We start from the raw sequence: 19,589 nt of genomic DNA on the forward strand, positions 1-19,589 counted from the left end.
GCTTCGACATCCCGGACGAGTGGGTGGTCGGCTACGGCCTGGACTTCGCCGATCATTACCGGGCTCTTCCCTACATCGGCGTCGTCGAGCCGGAAGGTGCGAACGGAGAAGGTGGGACGGGACGGTAGAGCCCATCGGCGCGACGCGCGGCGGTCCGGGTCTCTCCCGCGGGTGCCCTTCCGGCCGAGGTTCGGGAGCGTTCGGGACAATAAGTCACGCGTGGTCAGGCTACTGACAAGTTGTCCCGTCGAGGTCCGCACGGCACCGCCCCGGCCGGGCGCCCACGGCGCGACTTTCCGCGACGGGACGGGCGGCTGGCTGCGCGTCGGGACAGGCATGGATGATGCACCACCCGGAACGGCTCCGTACGGCTCGGAATCGCCTCCGGGCAGGACTCCCCGGGTCGCCGGGCGAGCACGGAGCGCAGGTGAACTTCAATCACGACGAGAGCTCTGGTGAGTGAGAATACTGCGGTGAAGACGGAGGAAGAGACGGGTCGGGTCCAGACGCTTCGATACCCCCGCTGCACGGTGGAGATCGTCTCCGATTCGGGTGAAGGGGCGCAGAAGTGTGGACAGACGTTCGGCGCCGTGAGCGCCAAGATGGGCAACGGCGTCTGGACGGTGGAGATCATCCCGGCGGAGATCCAGCCACCACCTCGCAGCCCCGCGGGAGCCAGCGGAAACCGTATCCGGATCGGTGAGGAGGTCGTCACCAACTGGGGGGACAGGACGAACGTGGCGGTCGCGTTCAACGAGCAGGTCCTGCTGGCCCGGCATCGTCTCGACGCGATCGAGGACGGCGCGATCCTCCTGATCGAGAACATGTGGGCGACCCACAAGGACGAGGATATCCGGGCCGCATGGGTCGCCGGCATGGAGGAGCTGGGCGCCGGGAACTACCGGATCATCGAAGTCCCGATGGAGGAGGAATGCCTCACCATCGTCGACGATCCGCGCAAGGGAAAGAACATGTTCGCGCTCGGCATCCTCTGCTGGATGTTCGACCGGGACATGGAGCTCGCGCGAAATCAGATCGCCCACGCGTTCCGGAAGAAGGCGCCGGAGATCACGGAACGGAACCACGAGCTGCTCGAGCTGGGCTACTCGTGGGCCGATGCGAACCTGGACCTCCGGATCGAGGTCGAGCCGAAGCTCTCCGCCGAGAACACCCTGGTGATGAACGGCAACCAGGCCATCGCGTACGGCGCCGTGGCTGCCGGCATGGATCTCGCCGCCATGTATCCGATCACTCCCGCCACCTCGGTATCTCACCAGCTGGGTGAGATGTTCTACAAGTTCGGTGGCATCGTTCACCAGGCGGAGGACGAGATCGCGGCCGCCGGAGTGGCGATCGGGGCCTCGTACTCGGGCAAGGTCGCTTTCACGATCACTTCGGGTCCCGGCCTGGCGCTCAAGACCGAGTTTCTCGGGCTCTCGGTCATGGCCGAGATCCCGCTCGTCGTCGTGGACGTGCAGCGCGGAGGACCGAGCACGGGCCTGCCGACGAAGGTGGAGCAGTCGGATCTCCTGGCGGCCGTGTTCGGCCAACCGGGCGACGCCCCTCACATCGTGCTGGCCCCGGCCACCATCGAGGAGTGCTTCCACACCATGACCACGGCGCGGCGGATCGCCGAGACCTTCCGCACCCTGGTCATCGTGCTGACCGACGCCAACCTGGCGACCGGCGTGCAACCGTTCCCGCGACCCGCGCTCGACCCGGCGTGGCAGGGAGCGGCACCGGACATGTCGCCGGTTCCGGAGGGCAAGCGGCCGTACGAGTGGAACGAGGAAACGGGCCTCTCCCGTCGGTTCATACCGGGCACGCCGGGCGGAATGCACACGCTCACCGGCCTCGCCCACGACGAGAAGAGCCGGGTCGCGTACGACTCGGCGATCAACCAGAAGAGCTCGGCCATGCGGAGCCGCAAGGTCGCGGTCTTCCAGAGCACCCTGAGACCGCCTGCGGTGTACGGGGCAGAATCCGGTGATCTCCTGGTGGTCGGCTGGGGCAGCACGAAGGGCGCGATCGAGGAGGCGGTGGATCGGGCGAGGGACGAAGGACGGTCCGTGTCGTCCCTGCACCTGCGCTTCCTGTCGCCTCTGGAGCCCGGCCTCAAGGAGATCTTCGGTCGGTTCAAGAAGGTCATGACCGTGGAGATCAACTACAGCGACGATCCGGACATGCCCTACATCACAGAGGAAAACCGGCGTCGGGGCCAGCTCGCCTGGCTGCTCAGGGCGCAGACGCTGGTCGACGTGGACTGCTGGACGCGGGTGCTGGGCGAGCCCCTGAGACCGGGCGCGATCCACGACGTGATCCGGGCCCATACGCAGAAAGGGGGCGCCTCATGAGCCTCTCCTGTTGCTCGCTGCTCACGCCGATGGAGGAAGACCGCGAATACGGGCTGGCCGACTACGAGGGCGCTCGCGCCCGCTGGTGCCCCGGTTGCGGCGATCACTCGGTTCTCACGGCCGCCCAGCGACTGCTGGCGGACGAGCAGCTCAAGCCGGAAGAGACGGTGTTCGTGTCCGGGATCGGGTGCTCGAGCCGGTTTCCCCACTACATGAAGACCTACGGATTCCACGGCCTGCACGGACGGGCTCTTCCGGTGGCTACCGGCATCAAGCTCAACCGGCCCGACCTGAACGTGTTCGTGGTGATGGGGGACGGCGACTGCGTATCCATCGGCGCCGGTCACTGGGTGCACGCCACCCGGTACAACGTGGACATGGTCGCATTGATGCTGGACAACAACATCTACGGCCTCACCAAGATGCAGACGTCTCCCACTACGCCGCAGGGATACAGAAGCAACACGCAGCCGCAGGGCAGCTGGCTCCCGGCACTCAACCCGATCGAGGCCACGCTCGGCATCACGAACGCATCGTTCGTGGCGCAGACGGCGGAGTGGATCCCGGCCCACCTGTTCGCGACGCTGCAGGCCGCGTACCGGCACCGTGGGTTCGCCTTCGTGCGTGTGCTTCAGCGGTGCCCCGTGTGGACGGACGACATCTACATCGACGCGGTCCGTAACCCGGAGTCGGTCGAGATCCTGACCCACCCGGATGGGGTCGAGCTCCCGGATTCCCTGAAGCAGATCTACACGAACCAGAGGCGGCACGACCCCCGCAACCTGGGGGCCGCGCGGGATCTCGCGGCGGACGAATCGCTGATTCGGCTCGGCGTCATCTACCGCGACGAAAGCCGGCCTCGTTACGAGGAAACGCGAAACCTTCCGCTGCACACGGTGGAAGACAAGATCCGAATCTTGAACGAAGAGCTGGATAAATATGCCGTCTGAACAGTCGATCGAAGCGCGCGTCGCCGGCGCGCTGGAGGCGATCGAGCCCGCCCGGCAGAACTTCCATTCGGCCCTCGTGGCGACCTCCGAGGAGCTGAAGACGATGCTGGACGCGGGCGGCTCGACCGCGGAGGCACGGGCCGAGCGGACCGCCGCGGAGCTCGGGGCTTTCGCCGTGGGACACATCGACGTCGAGAAGTTCGCCGCGTTTCAGCAGTCCGGGCAGGCGCTGTCCGCGACGGCCACCCCCCGCCTGGAGGCGGCCGCCCGCACCCTCCGCGCCCTGCTCGACGCCCGGGACGACCTGTACTTCGTGCGGGTAGAGACGGGCAGTGACCTGCGCGATGCGATCTCGGAGGCCCTCGGGCGAGCCGGACGGGCGTTCGGAGCGGCCCGCACGGCGGAGCTCGCACGGGCAGGATCGTACGACGAATCGCTGCACGGAAGCTGGCTCGAGCGCTTTCCTCCGAATCGGTGGAACCGGCGCGAGAGGGACCTGGCGCCTCCCATCGTCGCCGAGGTCGATGGGGGCGATCTGAGGCCCGCCGGCCTGGCGGATTACCTCGACGGAAGCCAGAAGATCATCCTCGTGGTGCGTGGACCGGCCCCGCCGGCCGCCCTGGCCCGACTCATCACGCCGGGGGTGACCGTCGTGCAGACCTCGGATCCGGCCGACCTCGAAGCGGTGGAGAAGACCGAGGGGCCGGCGATCGCCGCGCTGATCACCGAGGAGGCCTGTCGATTCGTGCACCTGCCGGACGCGAAGTCCGGGCGGGGACGCCTGGTGGTGCACCACATGCCCGACGAGGAACCGCGGCGTCCGATCGGGACGGTCAGCGCGTTTCAGCAAGTCGACGCCATGAGGCACCTCGCCTCGCTGGCCTCGGGGTGGGGCTTCGGCGCCCCCGAGCCGGTCCCCGCCTCCGGCGACGGCGCCGAGGGGCCCGCTCCGGCGACCGCCGCGGACGCGCTGGCCGCCTGGATTCTTCGCCAGGCGGACCTCCAGGGCACGGGCTGAGGGGAGGTTCCTTGGACCCTCAGGCCGTACTCGCTTCCGTCGCCGTGCTGGGCGGGGTGGGGCTCACCTTCGGCACCCTGATCGCGGTCGCGAACAGGAAGCTGTACGTGTGGGAGGATCCCCGCATCGACGAGCTCACCGACATCCTGCCGGGCGCCAACTGCGGCGCATGCGGTTTCGCGGGCTGTCGGGCCTTTGCCGAGGCGGCCATCGAGGGGGTCGTGGCACCGGCCGGCTGCACCGTGATGGGAGAAGCCGAGATCGAGGACGTCGCGGGGATGCTCGGCGTGGCGGCCGGGGATGCCTCGAAGGTCGTGGCTCGACTTCTGTGCGCGGGCGGCACGGACGTGGCGCCCCGCAAGGCGCTGTACGACGGCATCGAGAGCTGCGCCGCGGCCGTGGCCGTGAGCGGAGGCGGGAAAGCGTGCGCGTGGGGCTGCGTGGGCCTGGCCGACTGCGCCGTGTCGTGCACGTTCGATGCGATCCGGATGAACGACGTGGATCTTCCGGTGGTCGATCCGGCGCGGTGCACGGCGTGCAACGACTGCGTCGAGGCCTGCCCGCTCGACCTGTTCGTGCTGCTGCCGATGGACCACAAGCTCATCGTGCAGTGCCGGAATCTGCTCGACGGTGACGACGCGACGGATGTATGCGCCGTGGCGTGCAACGCTTGCGGACGGTGCGCCCAGGACGCGCCGGACGTGGTGACCATGCGCGACGGCCTGGCCGTCGTGAACTACGACAAGATCGATCTGGCCGACCCGAGTGCCGCGGCCCGCTGTCCCACCGGGGCGATCCGGTGGGTGGACGGAGCGCAGGAATTCGCGGTCGAACCGACACCTGCAGGGAGTTGAACCGAATGATCAGGCGAAATAGAGGCGACGAGCCGGCGACCGAGGCCCGATACCCGGGCATACCGGCAGCCATGGACGGCAGCCAGGCCGTGGTGGAGATGGAGACCGCGGCCAGCGAGGGCGCCGGCGCATATCCCATCACTCCGTCCACGCAGATGGGCGAGGGCTGGGCGGCCGCGAAGGCCGCCGGGAAGACCAACGTCAACGGGCGCCGTCTCCTGTTCTTCGAGCCCGAGGGCGAGCACGCGGCCGCCGGAGTGACGGCCGGGATGAGCATGACCGGCCTTCGCGCCACGAACTTCTCGAGCGGGCAGGGCATCGCCTACATGCACGAGTCGCTGTACGCCGCCGTCGGGAAGCGCCTGACCTACGTGCTCAACGTCGCCGCGAGGGCGATGACGAAGCACGCGCTCAACGTGCACGCGGGCCACGACGATTACCATGCGGTCGACGACACGGGCTTTTTCCAGGTCTTCGCCAAGGACGTGCAGGCGATCGCCGATCTCAACCTGATCGCGCACCGCATCGCGGAGTTGAGCCTGAACCCCGGTCTCGTGGCGCAGGACGGTTTTCTCACCAGCCACGTGATCGAGTCGCTGCGCCTGCCCGAGCCGGAGATGATCCGCGAGTATCTGGGGGACCCGGCCGACATCATCGAATCGCCGACACCCGGCCAGGTGCTGACGTTCGGGCCGACCCGACGGCGCATTCCCGAGATGTTCGACCTCGACTACCCGGCGCTCCTCGGCTCCGTGCAGAACCAGGACGCGTACATGCAGGGCGTGGCCGCCCAGCGTCCGTTCTACTTCGATCACGTGCAGGAGCTCACGGACCGGGCGATGGACGAGTTCGCCGCGCTCACCGGCCGGCGCTACGGACGGGTCATGGGCTACCGCATGGAGGACGCCGACTACGTGCTGGTGGGCCAGGGGTCGGTGGTCTCGAACGCCGAGGCCGTGGCCGACTATCTGCGATCCGAGCGCGGTCTCAAGGTCGGAGTCGTGGACATCGTGATGTTCCGCCCGTTCCCCACCGACCTCATCAGCGCGATGCTGAAGGGCCGGAAGGGCGTCACGGTGCTCGAGCGCTGCGACCAGCCGCTGGCGGTCGACCAGCCCCTGCTGCGTGAGATCCGCGCCGCGATCTCGAAGGGCCAGGAGAACTACCGGGCCGGCCGGCAGTCGCGGGGCGACTCCCGCCCCTTCGCCGGCGTGGCCGACATCGCCCCGGAGCAGGTGCCGGACTTCTACTCGGCCGGATTCGGGTTCGGGAGCCGCGACCTCCAGCCGGCCGATCTCGCGCTGGCGGTCGAGAACATGCAGCCCGGGGGCCGGAATCGGAGGCAGTACTACCTCGGCATCGACTTCATCCGGGAGGGCACCAAGCTTCCGAAGCTCGAGATCTGGCAGGAGGAGCTGCTCGAGCACTACCCGGACCTGGCGGACGCAGCCCTCGTACCGGACGAGGCGATCAATCTCCTTCCCGACGACGCGATCTCGCTCCGCATCCACTCGGTGGGAGGCTGGGGCGCCATCACGATGGGCAAGAACGTCGTGATGACCGTGAACGAGCTCGCCGGCATGAACGTGAAGGCGAACCCGAAGTACGGGTCGGAGAAGAAGGGGCAGCCGACGACCTTCTACGGAGTGATGTCGCGAAAGCCGCTGCGGTTGAACGGCGAGCTCAAGTTCGTGAACGTCGTCCTCTCGCCGGACCCCAACGTGTTCCGCAACTCCAACCCGCTGGCCGGCATGCAGCCGGGCGGGGTGTTCGTGATCCAGAGCGATCACGGCCCGGAGGAGCTGTGGGCCTCGCTGCCCCCGCAGGCGAAGCGGCTCATCCAGGAGAAGGACATCAAGGTGTACGCGGTCGACGCCTTCAAGATCGCCACCGAAGAGGCGACCGACCCGGATCTCCGCTACCGGATGCAGGGCACCGCTTTCATGGGGGCGTTCTTCCGCACGTCGCCGTTCATGGAGGCCGAGGGACTGGACGAGGAGACCCTGTTCGAGGGGATGCGAAAGCAGCTCCAGAAGAAGTTCGGGCACCTCGGTGAGCGCGTCGTGGAGGCCAACCTTCAGGTCATCCGGCGTGGCTTCGACGAAGTGGTGGAAGTCGAGGCGGCCGGGGAGCTGGTCGGCGCCGGACAGGTCATGGCCGAAGCGGCCGTCGGGCAGATCCCGACCCTGCTCGACCATCCCGACCAGGAATGGGGGATCGGGAACCAGGGCCGGTTCTGGGAGCAGGTATGCTCGCTGTGCGGTCTCGACCAGGACGTGATCGCCGACCCCTTCTCGGCGATCAGCGCCATTCCGGCCGCGACCAGCACGGTTCGCGACATGTCGGACATCCGGTTCGAGATCCCGGAGTTCATCCCGGACAGGTGCACCGGCTGCGCGCAGTGCTGGACGCAGTGCCCGGACGCCGCGATTCCCGGCCTGGTGAACTCCGTCGAGGACATCATTCAGACGGCCATCAAGACCGCTCAGAACGGCAAGCCGCTCGACCGCATCCAGTCGGTATCGGCCAACCTGGCTCGCGAGACCCACAAGGTCCTCAAGGCGGTCCCGTTCCAGACGTTCGGGGACACGGTCACCACCGCGTACGCCAACCTGTCTGAGAAGCTGCCGTGGGACGCTGAGCGCAAGAAGGTGCTCGACGAGGAATTCGCGGCCGTCTACTCGGTGCTGTCCGACTTCCCGCTCGCGAAGACGATCCCGTTCTTCGACCAGCACGAGAACAAGGAGAAGGGCTCCGGCGGGCTGCTCTCCATCACGGTGAACCCGGAAGCCTGCAAGGGCTGCAACATCTGCGTGGACGTGTGCGCGGACGGGGCGCTGGTGACGGTGAGGCAGGACGAGGAGAACCTCGACCGGCTGCGCCGCAACTGGAAGATGTGGGAGAACCTCCCGGACACGGCGGACCGGTTCATCAACATCCGCAACCTCGAGGAAGGGATCGGCGTGCTGCCGTCGCTCCTCCTCAAGAAGGAGAACTACCGCACGATGGCGGGCGGCGATGGCGCCTGCATGGGGTGCGGTGAGAAGACCGCCGTCCACCTCATCGTTTCGGCCGTCGAGTCGCTCATGCAGCCGCGCGTCGAGAAGTTCGTCGCGGACCTCGAGGCGCTGATCGCCGACCTCGACCGGAAGGCGCGGGACCTCCTGTCGGCCGATGCCGATCTAGACCTCGCGGCGGTGGCGGACGGAGAGGTCGCCGAGGTTCCGCTGGACGAAGACAAGCGCGCCCAGCTGAAGCTGTACACCGACGCGATCGCGGCGCTCAAGGACCTCGTGTGGCGCTACACGAAGGGACCGAGCGGCCAGGGCCGGGCCAACATGGGGATCAGCAACAGCACCGGGTGCTCTTCCGTCTGGGGCAGCACCTTCCCCTACAACCCGTACCCGTATCCGTGGGTGAACCACCTGTTCCAGGACTCGCCGTCGGTGGCCATCGGGATCTTCGAGGGCCACATGCGGAAGATGACGGATGCGTTCACGGCCGTTCGCCGCGCCCGCCTTCTGGCCGCCGGCGAGTACGACGCGAGCGTGCACGAGCCGGAGTTCGTGGCGCTGACGTGGCAGGACTTCACGGACGCGGAGTTCGACATGTGCGCCCCGATCGTCGCGATCGGCGGCGACGGCGCCATGATGGACATCGGCTTCCAGAACCTGTCGCGCCTCCTGGCCTCCGGGAAGCCGATCCGCGTGATCGTGCTCGACACGCAGGTCTACTCCAACACGGGCGGCCAGGCCTGCACGAGCGGCTTCATCGGCCAGGTGTCCGACATGGCCGCGTACGGAAAGGCGCAGCACGGCAAGGAAGAGACCCGCAAGGAGCTCGCCCTCATCGCGCTGGCGCACCGCGGGGCCTTCGTGCTCCAGTCCTCGCAGGCGTCCGCCTCGCACATGATCGGCGGGGTGATCCGTGCCCTGAAGACGCACCGCCCGTCGATCATGAACATCTACACGCCCTGCCCCGTCGAGCACGGGCTGGCCGACGAGTGGGCGCCCAACGCGGCCCGCTTCGCTCTCGAGGGTCGCGCCTTCCCGTTCATGGTCTTCGACCCGGATCAGGGAGCGACGATCGCCGACTGCATGGACCTGAGCGGCAACCCGGACCTCGACGAGACCTGGCCCACCTACGAGCTGGAATACGTCGACGACGACGGCGAGACGCAGAAGATGGAGCTGCCGGTGACGACCGCCGATTGGGCGGCCACCGAAGGACGCTTCAAAAAGCACTTCAAGCGCATCAAGCCGGCGGACTGGGACGATGACCAGGTGCCGTTCCACGAGTTCCTGGAGTTGTCCGAGGACGCTCGCGTCGGTAAGACGCCCTTCATCTGGGTCATCGACGGCGAGAAGAAGCTCGGTCGCCTGGCATGCTCCATGGAGATGGTCCTCCTGGCCGAAGACCGGCTGCTCTACTGGGCGCAGCTGAAGGAGCTGGCGGGGCTGCAGGTGCCCGCCTCGGTGCGAGCCGACATCTCCGATGACATGGAGGAGGAGTTCGAGGCCAGGGCTGCGGCGATCCGGGCCGAGTACGAGGCGCAGCTGGCCGAGCTCCGGATGAGCTACCCGGCGCTGGTGGCCCGCCGCATGGCGGAAGGTCTGCTCGCCTCCGGCGACGGAGAGCTGACGGTGGCCGAGCTTCTCGCCCGGGCGCACGCCGACCCGAGCCTGAAGCCGATCACCGCCGAGTCGGTAGCCGGCCTGTCCGGGGACGTCGGCGTGGGAGCCGGCGGAAACGGAGGCGCGGCCGTCGCGGTGGCTCCGGCGGAACCGGTGACGCGGGCCGGAGCGCTGGCCGAAGCGGCCGAGCTCGCGGAGGCCACCGTGGTCGCACCGGCGACCGGGGCCGAGCCCGCAGTGGAGGACGAGGAGGAAGACGACCTCGTCATGGATCCCTACATCGAGACCGCGCGCTGCACCTCGTGCGACGAGTGCATCAACATCAACAAGAAGATGTTCGCGTACGACGAGAACAAGCAGGCGTACATCAAGGACAAGAACGCCGGCACCTTCGCGGAGATCGTGCAGGCGGCCGAGCGGTGCACGGCCGGGATCATCCACCCCGGAACGCCGCTCAACAAGAAGGAGAAGGATCTCGACAAGTGGATCGAGCGGGCGAAGCCGTTCAACTGATCGGGTAGCGGAAGAGAGAGGGCGGCCGAGGGAGCGACATGCTCGGATCCAGCACGTTCAGACACGGGGTTCACCCGCCGGAGTCCAAGGACCTGACCGAGAAGGTGCGGGTTCGACGGATGCCCTTCCCCGAGGAGATCGTCCTGCCTCTGAGGCAGCACGCGGGGAAGCCCGCGCGCCTCATCGTGAAGGTGGGCGACCGGGTGGAACGCGGGGACAAGGTGGCGGAGGCGGATGGCTTCGTCTCGGTGCCCATCCACGCCTCGGCCGCGGGGACGGTGAAGGACGTGCGTCTGTGGCCCCACCCCGACGGATCGATGGCGGAGTCGGTCGTGCTCGCGGTGGACCGCTTCTCTCCCCAGGTGCCGCGGCCGCGCATCGTGCCGCAGTGGGAGGGCCTCTCGCCCGGGCAGGTGGTGGAGGAGGTGCAGAAGGCGGGCGTGGTCGGACTCGGCGGCGCGGCGTTCCCCACGCACGTGAAGCTGCTCCCGCCCGAGGACGTGCCGGTACACACGCTGATCATCAACGGGGCGGAGTGCGAGCCCTACCTGACCACGGACCACCGGACGATGGTCGAGTATCCGGAGAGGGTCCAGTTCGGTATCCGCATCATGATGAAGGCGCTCGGGGTGGAGAGGGCGGTCATCGGGATCGAGAAGAACAAGCCCGACGCCATCGCCCGGCTCCGTGAGACTCTGCCCGAAGACCTGGATGTCTCGGTTCTGCCCCTGACGGTGAAGTATCCCCAGGGGGCCGAGAAGATGCTCATCAAGGTGGTGACGGGCCGGGAAGTGCCCTCGGGCAAGCTCCCGATGCACGTGGGCGTGGTCGTCCAGAACGTGGGATCGATCGCCTGCATCGGAGAGATCTTCGAGACCGGGTATCCGCTGATCGAGCGCATCGTGACGGTCACCGGCCCCGGGGTTCGCCGCCCGTCCAACCTGATCGTTCCGGTGGGAACGCGCCTTCGGGACGTGCTCGAGTTCTGCGACGGGGTCACCGAGGATGCAGCCGAGATCGTGTTCGGCGGTCCGATGATGGGTGCGGCGCAACCCGATCTCGACACCCCCCTCATCAAGGGAACCACCGGCGTGGTCGTTCTGACGACCCGCGAGGCGAGGTCCGTGGAGCGCTATCCCTGCATTCACTGCGGGCGCTGCCTCGAGGCCTGCCCGGTGTTCCTCAATCCTTCCCTGCTCGGCACGCTGGCGCAGGCCGGTCGCTACGAGGAGATGGAGGGCTCGGACCTCATGGACTGCATGCTGTGCGGGTGCTGCTCCTACGTGTGCCCTTCGAACATCCCCCTGTCGCAGATGTTCGCGCTCGGCAAGAACATGCTGCGGAAGCGGAAGGCGGCCGCATGAGCGCCTCCAGGCCGCAGGAGGGCCGCCGCCCGGGAGCCGGCACCGACCTCGAGTCGCTCACCGAGATGCGGCTCCGCATCGCGGCCTCCCCGCACATTCGCTCGTCCCACTCCACACCGCGCATCATGTGGAACGTGGTGGGATCGCTCGTGCCGATCCTGGCCGTGGCCACGTACTACTTCGGTCCGAGCGCCCTCCTGGTGGTGGGCGCGGCGACCGCGGGCTGCGTGCTCACCGAGCGACTGTTCGGACCGAGGGGCAGCACGGCGGACGGCTCCGCCGTGATCACGGGCCTGCTCCTCGGGCTGATCCTGCCCCCCGGCTTCCCCCTGTGGATGGCCTTCCTGGGCGGCGTGTTCGGCATCGGCTTCGGAAAGCTGATCTTCGGAGGGCTCGGTCAGAACATCTTCAATCCGGCGCTCCTCGGGCGGGCCTTCCTGCAGGCGGCCTTCCCGATCGCGATCACCACCTGGCCGGTGCGTCCCGGCGACTGGTGGGCCCTCAGGGGCGACCTGTTCGCGCTTCCCCTGATGTCGCCGAGCGCGCCGGACGTGGTCACCGGGGCGACCCCTCTCGGCCTCATGAAGTTCGAGGGGGTATCGACGAACACCTGGGACCTGATGCTCGGCTCCACCGCCGGGTCGATCGGCGAGACGGCCGGCCTGCTGATCCTCGTGTGCGGGGGCTACCTGGCGCTCCGCAAGTACCTGGACTGGCGCATCCCGGCCAGCATCTTCCTGACCGTATTCCTCTTCTCGGGCGCCCTGTACCTGGTCGGGCCCGACCGCTTCCCGAGCCCATGGTTCATGCTGTTCTCCGGCGGCCTCATCCTCGGCGCCATGTACATGGCCACGGACATGGTCACCTCGCCGGTGACGCCCGCTGGCGCCTGGATCTTCGGAATCGGCGTCGGCCTCCTGGTGGTGCTCATCCGGATCTGGGGAGGCCTTCCGGAAGGCGTGATGTACGCCATCCTGTTCATGAACGCGCTGGTCCCGTTCATCAACCGGGCGACCCAGCCCCGCGTGTTCGGGAAGGCGCGGCGGAAGCCGAAGGGAGCGGAGGCATGAAGGACCTGCCGACCGTCCAGCCCGGCGAAGCCCCCGCCCCCGAGTCCGGCGACGCCGGGGAGCCTCGGGCGCCCGAGGTGAAATCGGTGAAGCTGATGGCCACCCTGGCGATCGCCGGCGCCCTCGCGGGCCTGGTGATCGTCGTGGTGTTCCAGTGGGCGGACCCGCAGATCCAGGCGCATCGGGCGGCCGCGCTTCGGGCCGCGGTGCTCGAGGTGCTCCATCACCCGGCCCACTACGAGTCGCTCTACGTGACTCCGGAGGGATTGAGCCCCACGCCTCCCGAGGGCGTCGACACGGTCGCCGCCGAGAAGGTGTTCCTGGGCTTCGACGAGTCGGGTCAGCCCGTCGGATACGCCGTGACCGGCGCGGAGCCCGGCTTCCAGGACTTCATTCACCTCATCTTCGGCTACGATGCCGAGACGTCGAGCCTGCTGGGAATGAAGGTGCTCGAGAGCAAGGAGACCCCCGGTCTCGGTGACAAGATCTACAAGGACATGGACTTCGTCGGCGGTTTCGAAGGCGCGGAAGCGCCGATCGTCGGGGTCAAGGCGGGGGCGGGGACCGGGGCGGCGAACGAGGTCGACATGATCACCGGCGCCACCATCTCGTCGCGCACCGTGATCGGAATCATCAACCACCGACTCGACGCCCTGCGCACGGATCTCGAGTCGTTCGAGCCCGCGGAAGCCGGTCTCGACGAGGCATCGATCGTATCCGCGGCGAGCCCGTCACGAACGACCGAAGGGGACGAGACCGCCGAGGGCGAGGCAGGAACATGAGAGAGACCACCGCACGCGAAGACCTGATTCGGGGGATCTGGAAGGAGAACCCCGTGCTGGTGCAGCTCCTCGGCCTGTGTCCGGCCCTGGCGGTCACCAACACCGTCCCCAACGCGATCGCCATGGGGCTCGCGACCTTCTTCGTGCTCATGGGCTCGAGCCTCCTCGTCTCGCTGATCAAGAACTGGATTCCGGCGCAGGTCCGGATCTCCGCGTTCATCCTGATCATCGCGACCTTCGTGACGATCGCCGACCTGGTGCTGGCGGCCGTCGTCCCGCTGATTCACAAGGAGCTCGGCGCCTTCATCGCGCTGATCGTGGTCAACTGCATGATCCTCGGCCGGCAGGAGGCGTTCGCCTCGAAGAGGCCGGTCGGCCGGGCCCTCCTGGACGCGGCCGGGACCGGGGCGGGCTTCATGATCGCCATGCTCATGATGGGGACATTCCGGGAGGTACTCGGCAGCGGGTCCATCATGGGCCACAGCCTGTTCGGGGACGGATTCGAGCCGTGGATCGTCATGATCCTGCCCCCCGGCGGCTTCCTGACCCTCGGCTTCATCCTGCTCAGCTTCGGCTGGTGGCAGGACCGGAGAGCGGAGGCGACCCGGATCCGGCAATGGCCGCACGGGGTCGCCAGTCGAGAGGAGGCGGCCTGATGGGTGAGCTCTTCTGGATCCTCCTCTCGGCGATGCTGGTCAACAACTTCACCCTGCACCTGTTCCTCGGCCTGTGCCCGTTCATGGGCGTGTCGGCCCGGGTCGAGACCGCGCTCCGGATGGGGTTCGCGAACATCTTCGTGCTCGTGATGACGTCGGTCTGCGTGTGGCTGCTCAACACGTTCATCCTTCCGTACGCTCCGTACCTGAGGCTGATCTCGTTCATCGTGGTGATCGCCTCCTTCGTCCAGATCACGGAGATGGCGATCAAGAAGTTCAGCCCGACGCTGTTCCGACAGCTCGGGATCTTCCTGCCGCTGATCACCACGAACTGCGCGATCCTCGGCTACGCGATCTTCAACACGAACCGCGGATACGATTTCCTGGAAGGGCTGTTCTTCGCGCTCGGGGCCGGGCTCGGCCTCACCCTCGCCCTGGTGCTGATGGCCTCGATCCGCGAGACCACCGAGACGGCGAGCGTCCCGGCCGTGGCCCGCAACATGGGCCTGGTGCTGATCATCGCGGGCAGCCTCTCCCTTGCGTTCATGGGCTTCGCGGGGCTGTTTAGCGCATGAGCGCGCTGCGTCCGTTGGCGACCGGCTCTTCAGCCCCGCGGGGGACGGACGGATGACCACCGTCCTCGCCGTCGCGGGGCTCGCGGCCCTGTTCGTGGTGTTCGGAACGCTGCGGCCCGGAGCGGAAGGCGGGTGCGGCAACTGCTCGTGCGAGGGCGACGGCTGCCGGTTGGAGGAAGACCTGGCGACTTCGCCGGGCGCGGAAGGGAGATGAGGATGGAGAAGCACTGGGCGTACTGCTCGGCGTGCGATCGCCAGGTCGCCGTCGTGGTCAGGGAGGGAACGGGAGAGCCGGACCCGGCGACGGGGGAGCCGACGGGCACGCTGGTATGCCTCGAGGCCGGGCACACGTGCACCGGGGCCCTGTGTCCGATCACCGAGGCCACGCCCGAAGAGATGCGCAGGGCCCGCGAGGAGCTCCGGAACGACGAAACCGACGCCGAGGAGGACTGAGGCATGCCCACCGGATTCGACTGGGTCCCCATCGTGGCCATCGTGATGGGCTCCCTCACCGTGCTGATACCGCTCTCCATCGTCACGCTGCGCTTCGCCATCAAGCCGATCGCCGAGGCGGTGGCGCACATGCGCTCATCGGGCGCCTCGCAGGAAGAGATCGCGATCATGCGGCAGCGCCTGGCGCTCCTCGAGCAGACGGTGGGCGGCCTCGAGACCGAAGTCACCCGCATCGGGGAGGCCCAGGACTTCCAGAACGAGCTGCTGAAGCCGGGGTCCTGATTCCGGGGTTCCGAAGCCCCAGCTTCGGGGCCGCTCTCTCCCCTCCGGAGCGCTCTGACAGGGCGGTTGTGTGCGTCGTCACAGGCCTCGGATCGGGAGGATCTCACGCAGGCCTTGACCCCCATCGCCGGCCGCCGCTACCGTAGGTTCATCTCACGCTGGACTGCTACTGCATCCTTCCCTGAGGCAGGAGGCCGCGATGAGGCAAGTGTTGTTTTCCCCACTGTTTTTGGCATGTTCATTTCTCCCGAAACGTTCTCCCCGTCGATCGCTGGATCGCCGCTCCGTTCTCGTACCCGCGCTGGCGGGTGCAGCGGCGCTCCTCCTGTCCACCGGCTCCCTCTGGGCGCAGGGCGTGACCACGGGAGGTGTCGAGGGCGCGGTCACCGGTGAGGACGGCGCTCCACTGGTGGGAGCCGTGGTCTCGGCCGTGCACGTTCCGAGCGGGACGACGTACCAGACCATCAGCCGCACCGGAGGCGTGTTCACCATCCCGGGAATGCGCGTCGGCGGTCCGTACACGGTGACCGCGAGCATGCTCGGTTACTCGGAAGTGGCCGAGCAGAACATCGTCGTCGCTCTCGGACAGGATCGTCGCATCGACTTCGTGCTATCGCAGCGAGCGATCGAACTGGAACCCCTGCGGGTGGAAGGCACCCAGGATGACGTCCTGAACTCCAGTCGGACCGGGGCCGAGACGCTCGTTCCGGAGACGATCATCGAGACCCAGCCCACGGTCCAGCGAAGCACGCGCGACCTGATCAAGCTCGACCCGCGGAGCGACGGGAACTACGCCTTCGGCGGGCGCAACTGGCTGTACAACAACATCACGCTCGACGGGTCCTACTTCAACAACCCGTTCGGCCTCGACGACCCGGCGCCCGGCGGGCAGACGAACGCGCAGCCGGTCCCGTACGATGCGGTGGAACAGGTGCACGTGGCGGTGGCTCCCTTCGACGTGCGACTCGGCGGCTTCACCGGCGCCAGCGTGAACACGGTCACCAAGAGCGGAACCAACGAGTGGACGGGAACGGTCTACACGTTCTATCGCAACCAGAACATGCAGGGCAACAAGATCGACGGTGAGAAGGTGATCGCCGATCCCGACCTTACCTTCACGCAGTCGGGATTCGCCCTCGGCGGACCGATCCTCCGGGACAAGCTGTTCATCTTCCTCAACGCGGAGCTGGAGCGGCGAGACGACCCGGGATCCAACTTCGTGCCGAGCGACGGAACGCCGGGGTTTGGCGAATCCAGGGTGCAGCAGTCCGTCCTGGATCAGATCTCGGACCGGATGGCCCAGTACGGGTACGACACCGGACCCTACTCGGGATACATCAACGAAACCGACAACGACAAGATCCTCGCCAAGCTCGATTTCAACATCAGCGATAACCACAATCTCAGCTTCCGCTACAACTACCTGGATGCGCGGAAGGACAACCCACCCCACCCGTTCGTGCTCAGCTTCAACGGGTCGGGGCGTGGCCCGAACTCGACCAGCCTTCCTTCCCAGAATTCGGGATACCAGATCAACAACGAGCTCAATTCCTTCGCCCTCGAGCTCAACAGCCGCGGGAGCAGCTGGGCGAATCGGTTCTTCGCGAGCTACAGCGCCTTCCGGGACTTCCGGATCGCGAACAGCGTGCCCTATCCGACGATCGAGATCGGAGAGCAGGGCGTGACCTACACCACCGTCGGGCACGAACCCTTCTCGATCGGTAACAACCTCGACCAGAACATCTGGCAGTTCCAGAACGACTTCACGAAGTTCCTCGGCCGCCACACGGTCACGTTCGGCGCGGCGTTCGAGAGCTTCGGCTTCTTCAACTCGTTCAACATCTTCCGCTACGGGACGTTCTTCCTTCCCGCCGGTATCGACTTCGACGGGGACGGGTGTCAGAACACGAGCACCTACTCGTCGGTCCAGGACTTCCTGGACGCGACGGCGGACCCGAACGTCGATCCGTTCGGCTGCATGGTCGTGTCGGGGCCGTACAAGGGTGAGGACATCAACCTCGGACAGGGCTCCCTGTACGTCCAGGACGACTGGGAACTGAATCCCCGGTTCACCCTCACGCTGGGTCTCCGGATGGACATTCCGTTCTACTTCACCGACCCGGTGGACAACGCGTGGTCGCGCAATCTGGCCACGATCGACGAGAACGGTACGTACCGGGCGACCGGCGGCGTCGACCAGTCGCAGCTGGCGGACCAGACACCGCTGTTCTCGCCACGAGTAGGGTTCAACTACGCGTTCAACGAGGAACGCACGACCCAGCTGCGTGGCGGAAGCGGGCTGTTCACCGGACGCATTCCGTTCGTGTGGGCGGGCAACGTGATCTCGAACCCCGGCGCGAATCCGAACCTGTATCCGACGGCTCCGCTGGTGGAGACCAGCGGCCCGCGGGTCAACTCGTTCGGAGAGCCCTTCGGACTTCAGCAGTCCTTCGATCTCAACGCAATGAAGAGCGACTTCCAGTGGCCGCAGGTCTGGATCAGCGACATCGCGCTGGACCACAAGCTGCCGGGCGATATCCTCGGGACGGTGGAGTTCCTGTTCGGGAAGGACGTCAATGCGATCGTGATGTACAACTACGACCTCGCCGCGGCGGTAGGCTCGAACCCGATCGACGGTCGTCCCTATTACGGGGCCAACACGGGCAGCAACGAGGTCAACCCCGATGGTGGCTCCGGCATCTACACCATCGGCAACACGAGCGACGGCTGGAACACCAACTTCACCCTCCAGCTCAGGAAGGTGTGGCAGTCCGGTCTCGGCCTCCAGCTCTCGTACAATTACGCGAACGCCCGCAACCAGCTGAAGTCCACGGAGATCGCGAGCGTGCTGTGGCAGGAAAACCCCGTTCAGGGGAACCCCAACCAGCCGCGAACGAGCTACTCGCAGTTCAACCAGAGACACCGCTTCCTGCTCAATGGGACGTACACGAAGCGCTGGTCCGAGAGGTGGGTCACGCGGTTTGGTCTTTACTTCGAGGTCGCCGAGGGCAACCGCAACGTTCTGTCCGGGGGCAATCGCTACTCGTTCATCTACTCGGGAGACGTGAACGGCGACGGCTCGGGCGCGAACGACCTGATCTACGTGCCGGCCAACCAGAGCGAGAGCGGACTGGTCGATATGCTCGACCAGGATGGAAACGTCATCTACACGGCGGCCGAGCAGTGGACGGCGCTCGATGCGTTCATCGAGCAGGACAAATACCTGAGCAACCACCGCGGCGAGATCACGGAGCGCTTCGGGCTCCTGAATCCGTGGTACCAGACTCTGGACCTGCGAATCCTGCAGGACTTCATCGTTCCGACAGGGAGCCGGGAGAGCGTGTTCCAGCTCAGCCTCGACTTCCTGAACATCCTCAACATGTTCGACTCGAGCTGGGGTGTGCGGCAGACGGCGCCTTCCGCGGCCACGAGCCCGCTGACCCTGGTCGGCTTCGAGGCGGACAACGTGACGCCGCAGTTCAACTTCAACATGGTCGACAAGACGTTCATCGCGGACCCGGACATCAGCTCGCGCTGGCAGATCCAGGTCGGCATTCGTTATCTGCTCAACTGACGCTATCCTCGCCGTCGATCGACGGCAGGGGAATCGTTGAGCTTCTCCGGGGCCGCTCGCTGGTGCGGGCGGCCCCCTCGCATCACGGAGCCCACGGGATGGCCGATGAAGGGAAGGTTCGGTGACACTCAATGTGCTCGGCGTCATTCCGGCGGCCGGACGGGCCACCCGTCTCGGCGAGCCGGCCTCGAGCAAGGAGCTGCTGCCCGTGTGGCAGCCGGACGCCGATTCCCCTCCCCTCCCCGCGGTACGCTGCCTGTTGAGCGGGCTCGCGGCGGCCGGCGTGCGCGACGTCGTCGTCGCCATTCGAGAGGGTAAGGAGGACATCCCGGCGTCGCTCAGCGGCGCCGCGCCCGGCGGTCTCCGGCTCACCTACGTCGACGTCGGAGATACGCCCTCCCCCGCCTTTACCGTCCGTCGGGCGCTGGCCGGACGCGAAGACCGAGACGTGGTGCTCGGATTCCCCGACATCCTGTTCGAACCGCGTGGCGCCATCCAGACGTTGCTGCA

Annotated in this window: 15 protein-coding genes and 1 pseudogene; all 16 read left to right on the plus strand. The window is 67.0% G+C overall.

What is annotated here, in order from left to right; all coding sequences use genetic code 11:
* Positions 1-128 (plus strand): annotated as a pseudogene (locus tag AC36XV_RS06875) (hypoxanthine phosphoribosyltransferase); the annotation flags it as partial.
* Positions 129-455: 327 nt separating this feature from the next.
* Positions 456-2,354, plus strand: coding sequence for a 2-oxoacid:acceptor oxidoreductase subunit alpha (locus AC36XV_RS06880; protein WP_492202940.1), 1,899 nt, complete (start codon positions 456-458; stop codon positions 2,352-2,354).
* Positions 2,351-3,304, plus strand: coding sequence for a thiamine pyrophosphate-dependent enzyme (locus tag AC36XV_RS06885; protein ID WP_492202941.1), 954 nt, complete (start codon positions 2,351-2,353; stop codon positions 3,302-3,304). The genes AC36XV_RS06880 and AC36XV_RS06885 overlap by 4 nt, the downstream gene beginning before the upstream one ends.
* Entirely contained in the window at positions 3,294-4,322 is a 1,029-nt protein-coding gene (locus AC36XV_RS06890; RefSeq protein WP_492202942.1) for a hypothetical protein, read from the plus strand. Before AC36XV_RS06885 ends, AC36XV_RS06890 begins: the two co-directional genes overlap by 11 nt.
* Before the next feature lie 11 nt (positions 4,323-4,333).
* A complete protein-coding gene (locus tag AC36XV_RS06895; protein WP_492202943.1) occupies positions 4,334-5,176 on the plus strand; it encodes an RnfABCDGE type electron transport complex subunit B in 843 nt (280 codons plus the stop codon).
* Positions 5,177-5,181: 5 nt separating this feature from the next.
* The gene (locus tag AC36XV_RS06900) at positions 5,182-10,323 is read left to right on the plus strand and encodes a 2-oxoacid:acceptor oxidoreductase family protein (RefSeq protein ID WP_492202944.1); all 5,142 of its coding nucleotides are present in this window, start codon (positions 5,182-5,184) and stop codon (positions 10,321-10,323) included.
* Positions 10,324-10,361: 38 nt separating this feature from the next.
* Entirely contained in the window at positions 10,362-11,687 is a 1,326-nt protein-coding gene (gene rsxC / locus AC36XV_RS06905) for an electron transport complex subunit RsxC (RefSeq protein WP_492202945.1), read from the plus strand.
* Positions 11,684-12,757, plus strand: a complete 1,074-nt coding sequence (locus tag AC36XV_RS06910) for an RnfABCDGE type electron transport complex subunit D (protein WP_492202946.1) — start codon at positions 11,684-11,686, stop codon at positions 12,755-12,757. Before rsxC ends, AC36XV_RS06910 begins: the two co-directional genes overlap by 4 nt.
* A complete protein-coding gene (locus AC36XV_RS06915; RefSeq protein ID WP_492202947.1) occupies positions 12,754-13,539 on the plus strand; it encodes an RnfABCDGE type electron transport complex subunit G in 786 nt (261 codons plus the stop codon). Before AC36XV_RS06910 ends, AC36XV_RS06915 begins: the two co-directional genes overlap by 4 nt.
* Positions 13,536-14,195, plus strand: coding sequence for an electron transport complex subunit RsxE (gene rsxE / locus AC36XV_RS06920; RefSeq protein ID WP_492202948.1), 660 nt, complete (start codon positions 13,536-13,538; stop codon positions 14,193-14,195). Before AC36XV_RS06915 ends, rsxE begins: the two co-directional genes overlap by 4 nt.
* Positions 14,195-14,770, plus strand: coding sequence for an electron transport complex protein RnfA (locus tag AC36XV_RS06925; RefSeq protein WP_492202949.1), 576 nt, complete (start codon positions 14,195-14,197; stop codon positions 14,768-14,770). The genes rsxE and AC36XV_RS06925 overlap by 1 nt, the downstream gene beginning before the upstream one ends.
* 52 nt (positions 14,771-14,822) lie before the next feature.
* Positions 14,823-14,984, plus strand: a complete 162-nt coding sequence (locus AC36XV_RS06930; protein ID WP_492202950.1) for a hypothetical protein — start codon at positions 14,823-14,825, stop codon at positions 14,982-14,984.
* A 2-nt stretch (positions 14,985-14,986) separates the two neighbouring features.
* A complete protein-coding gene (locus AC36XV_RS06935; RefSeq protein WP_492202951.1) occupies positions 14,987-15,223 on the plus strand; it encodes a hypothetical protein in 237 nt (78 codons plus the stop codon).
* Positions 15,224-15,226: 3 nt separating this feature from the next.
* Positions 15,227-15,505 (plus strand): hypothetical protein, encoded by a 279-nt coding sequence (locus AC36XV_RS06940; protein ID WP_492202952.1) that lies wholly within the window; start codon positions 15,227-15,229, stop codon positions 15,503-15,505.
* 355 nt (positions 15,506-15,860) lie between these two features.
* Complete coding sequence (locus tag AC36XV_RS06945; RefSeq protein WP_492202953.1) at positions 15,861-19,079, plus strand: TonB-dependent receptor; 3,219 nt, start codon at positions 15,861-15,863, stop codon at positions 19,077-19,079.
* 121 nt (positions 19,080-19,200) lie between these two features.
* Positions 19,201-19,589: glycosyltransferase family protein (locus tag AC36XV_RS06950; RefSeq protein WP_492202954.1), on the plus strand; the 389-nt coding region annotated here is incomplete at its 3' end.

The organism is Candidatus Benthicola sp. (assembly GCF_058719085.1).

Excerpts from the sequence above, each read along its gene's own strand:
- AC36XV_RS06885 (WP_492202941.1), top strand. The coding sequence starts at position 2,351 with ATGAGCCTCTCCTGTTGCTCGCTGCTCACGCCGATGGAGGAAGACCGC.
- AC36XV_RS06890 (WP_492202942.1), top strand. The coding sequence starts at position 3,294 with ATGCCGTCTGAACAGTCGATCGAAGCGCGCGTCGCCGGCGCGCTGGAG.
- AC36XV_RS06900 (WP_492202944.1), top strand. The coding sequence starts at position 5,182 with ATGATCAGGCGAAATAGAGGCGACGAGCCGGCGACCGAGGCCCGATAC.
- rsxC (WP_492202945.1), top strand. The coding sequence starts at position 10,362 with ATGCTCGGATCCAGCACGTTCAGACACGGGGTTCACCCGCCGGAGTCC.
- AC36XV_RS06910 (WP_492202946.1), top strand. The coding sequence starts at position 11,684 with ATGAGCGCCTCCAGGCCGCAGGAGGGCCGCCGCCCGGGAGCCGGCACC.
- AC36XV_RS06915 (WP_492202947.1), top strand. The coding sequence starts at position 12,754 with ATGAAGGACCTGCCGACCGTCCAGCCCGGCGAAGCCCCCGCCCCCGAG.
- rsxE (WP_492202948.1), top strand. The coding sequence starts at position 13,536 with ATGAGAGAGACCACCGCACGCGAAGACCTGATTCGGGGGATCTGGAAG.
- AC36XV_RS06925 (WP_492202949.1), top strand. The coding sequence starts at position 14,195 with ATGGGTGAGCTCTTCTGGATCCTCCTCTCGGCGATGCTGGTCAACAAC.
- AC36XV_RS06930 (WP_492202950.1), top strand. The coding sequence starts at position 14,823 with ATGACCACCGTCCTCGCCGTCGCGGGGCTCGCGGCCCTGTTCGTGGTG.
- AC36XV_RS06935 (WP_492202951.1), top strand. The coding sequence starts at position 14,987 with ATGGAGAAGCACTGGGCGTACTGCTCGGCGTGCGATCGCCAGGTCGCC.
- AC36XV_RS06940 (WP_492202952.1), top strand. The coding sequence starts at position 15,227 with ATGCCCACCGGATTCGACTGGGTCCCCATCGTGGCCATCGTGATGGGC.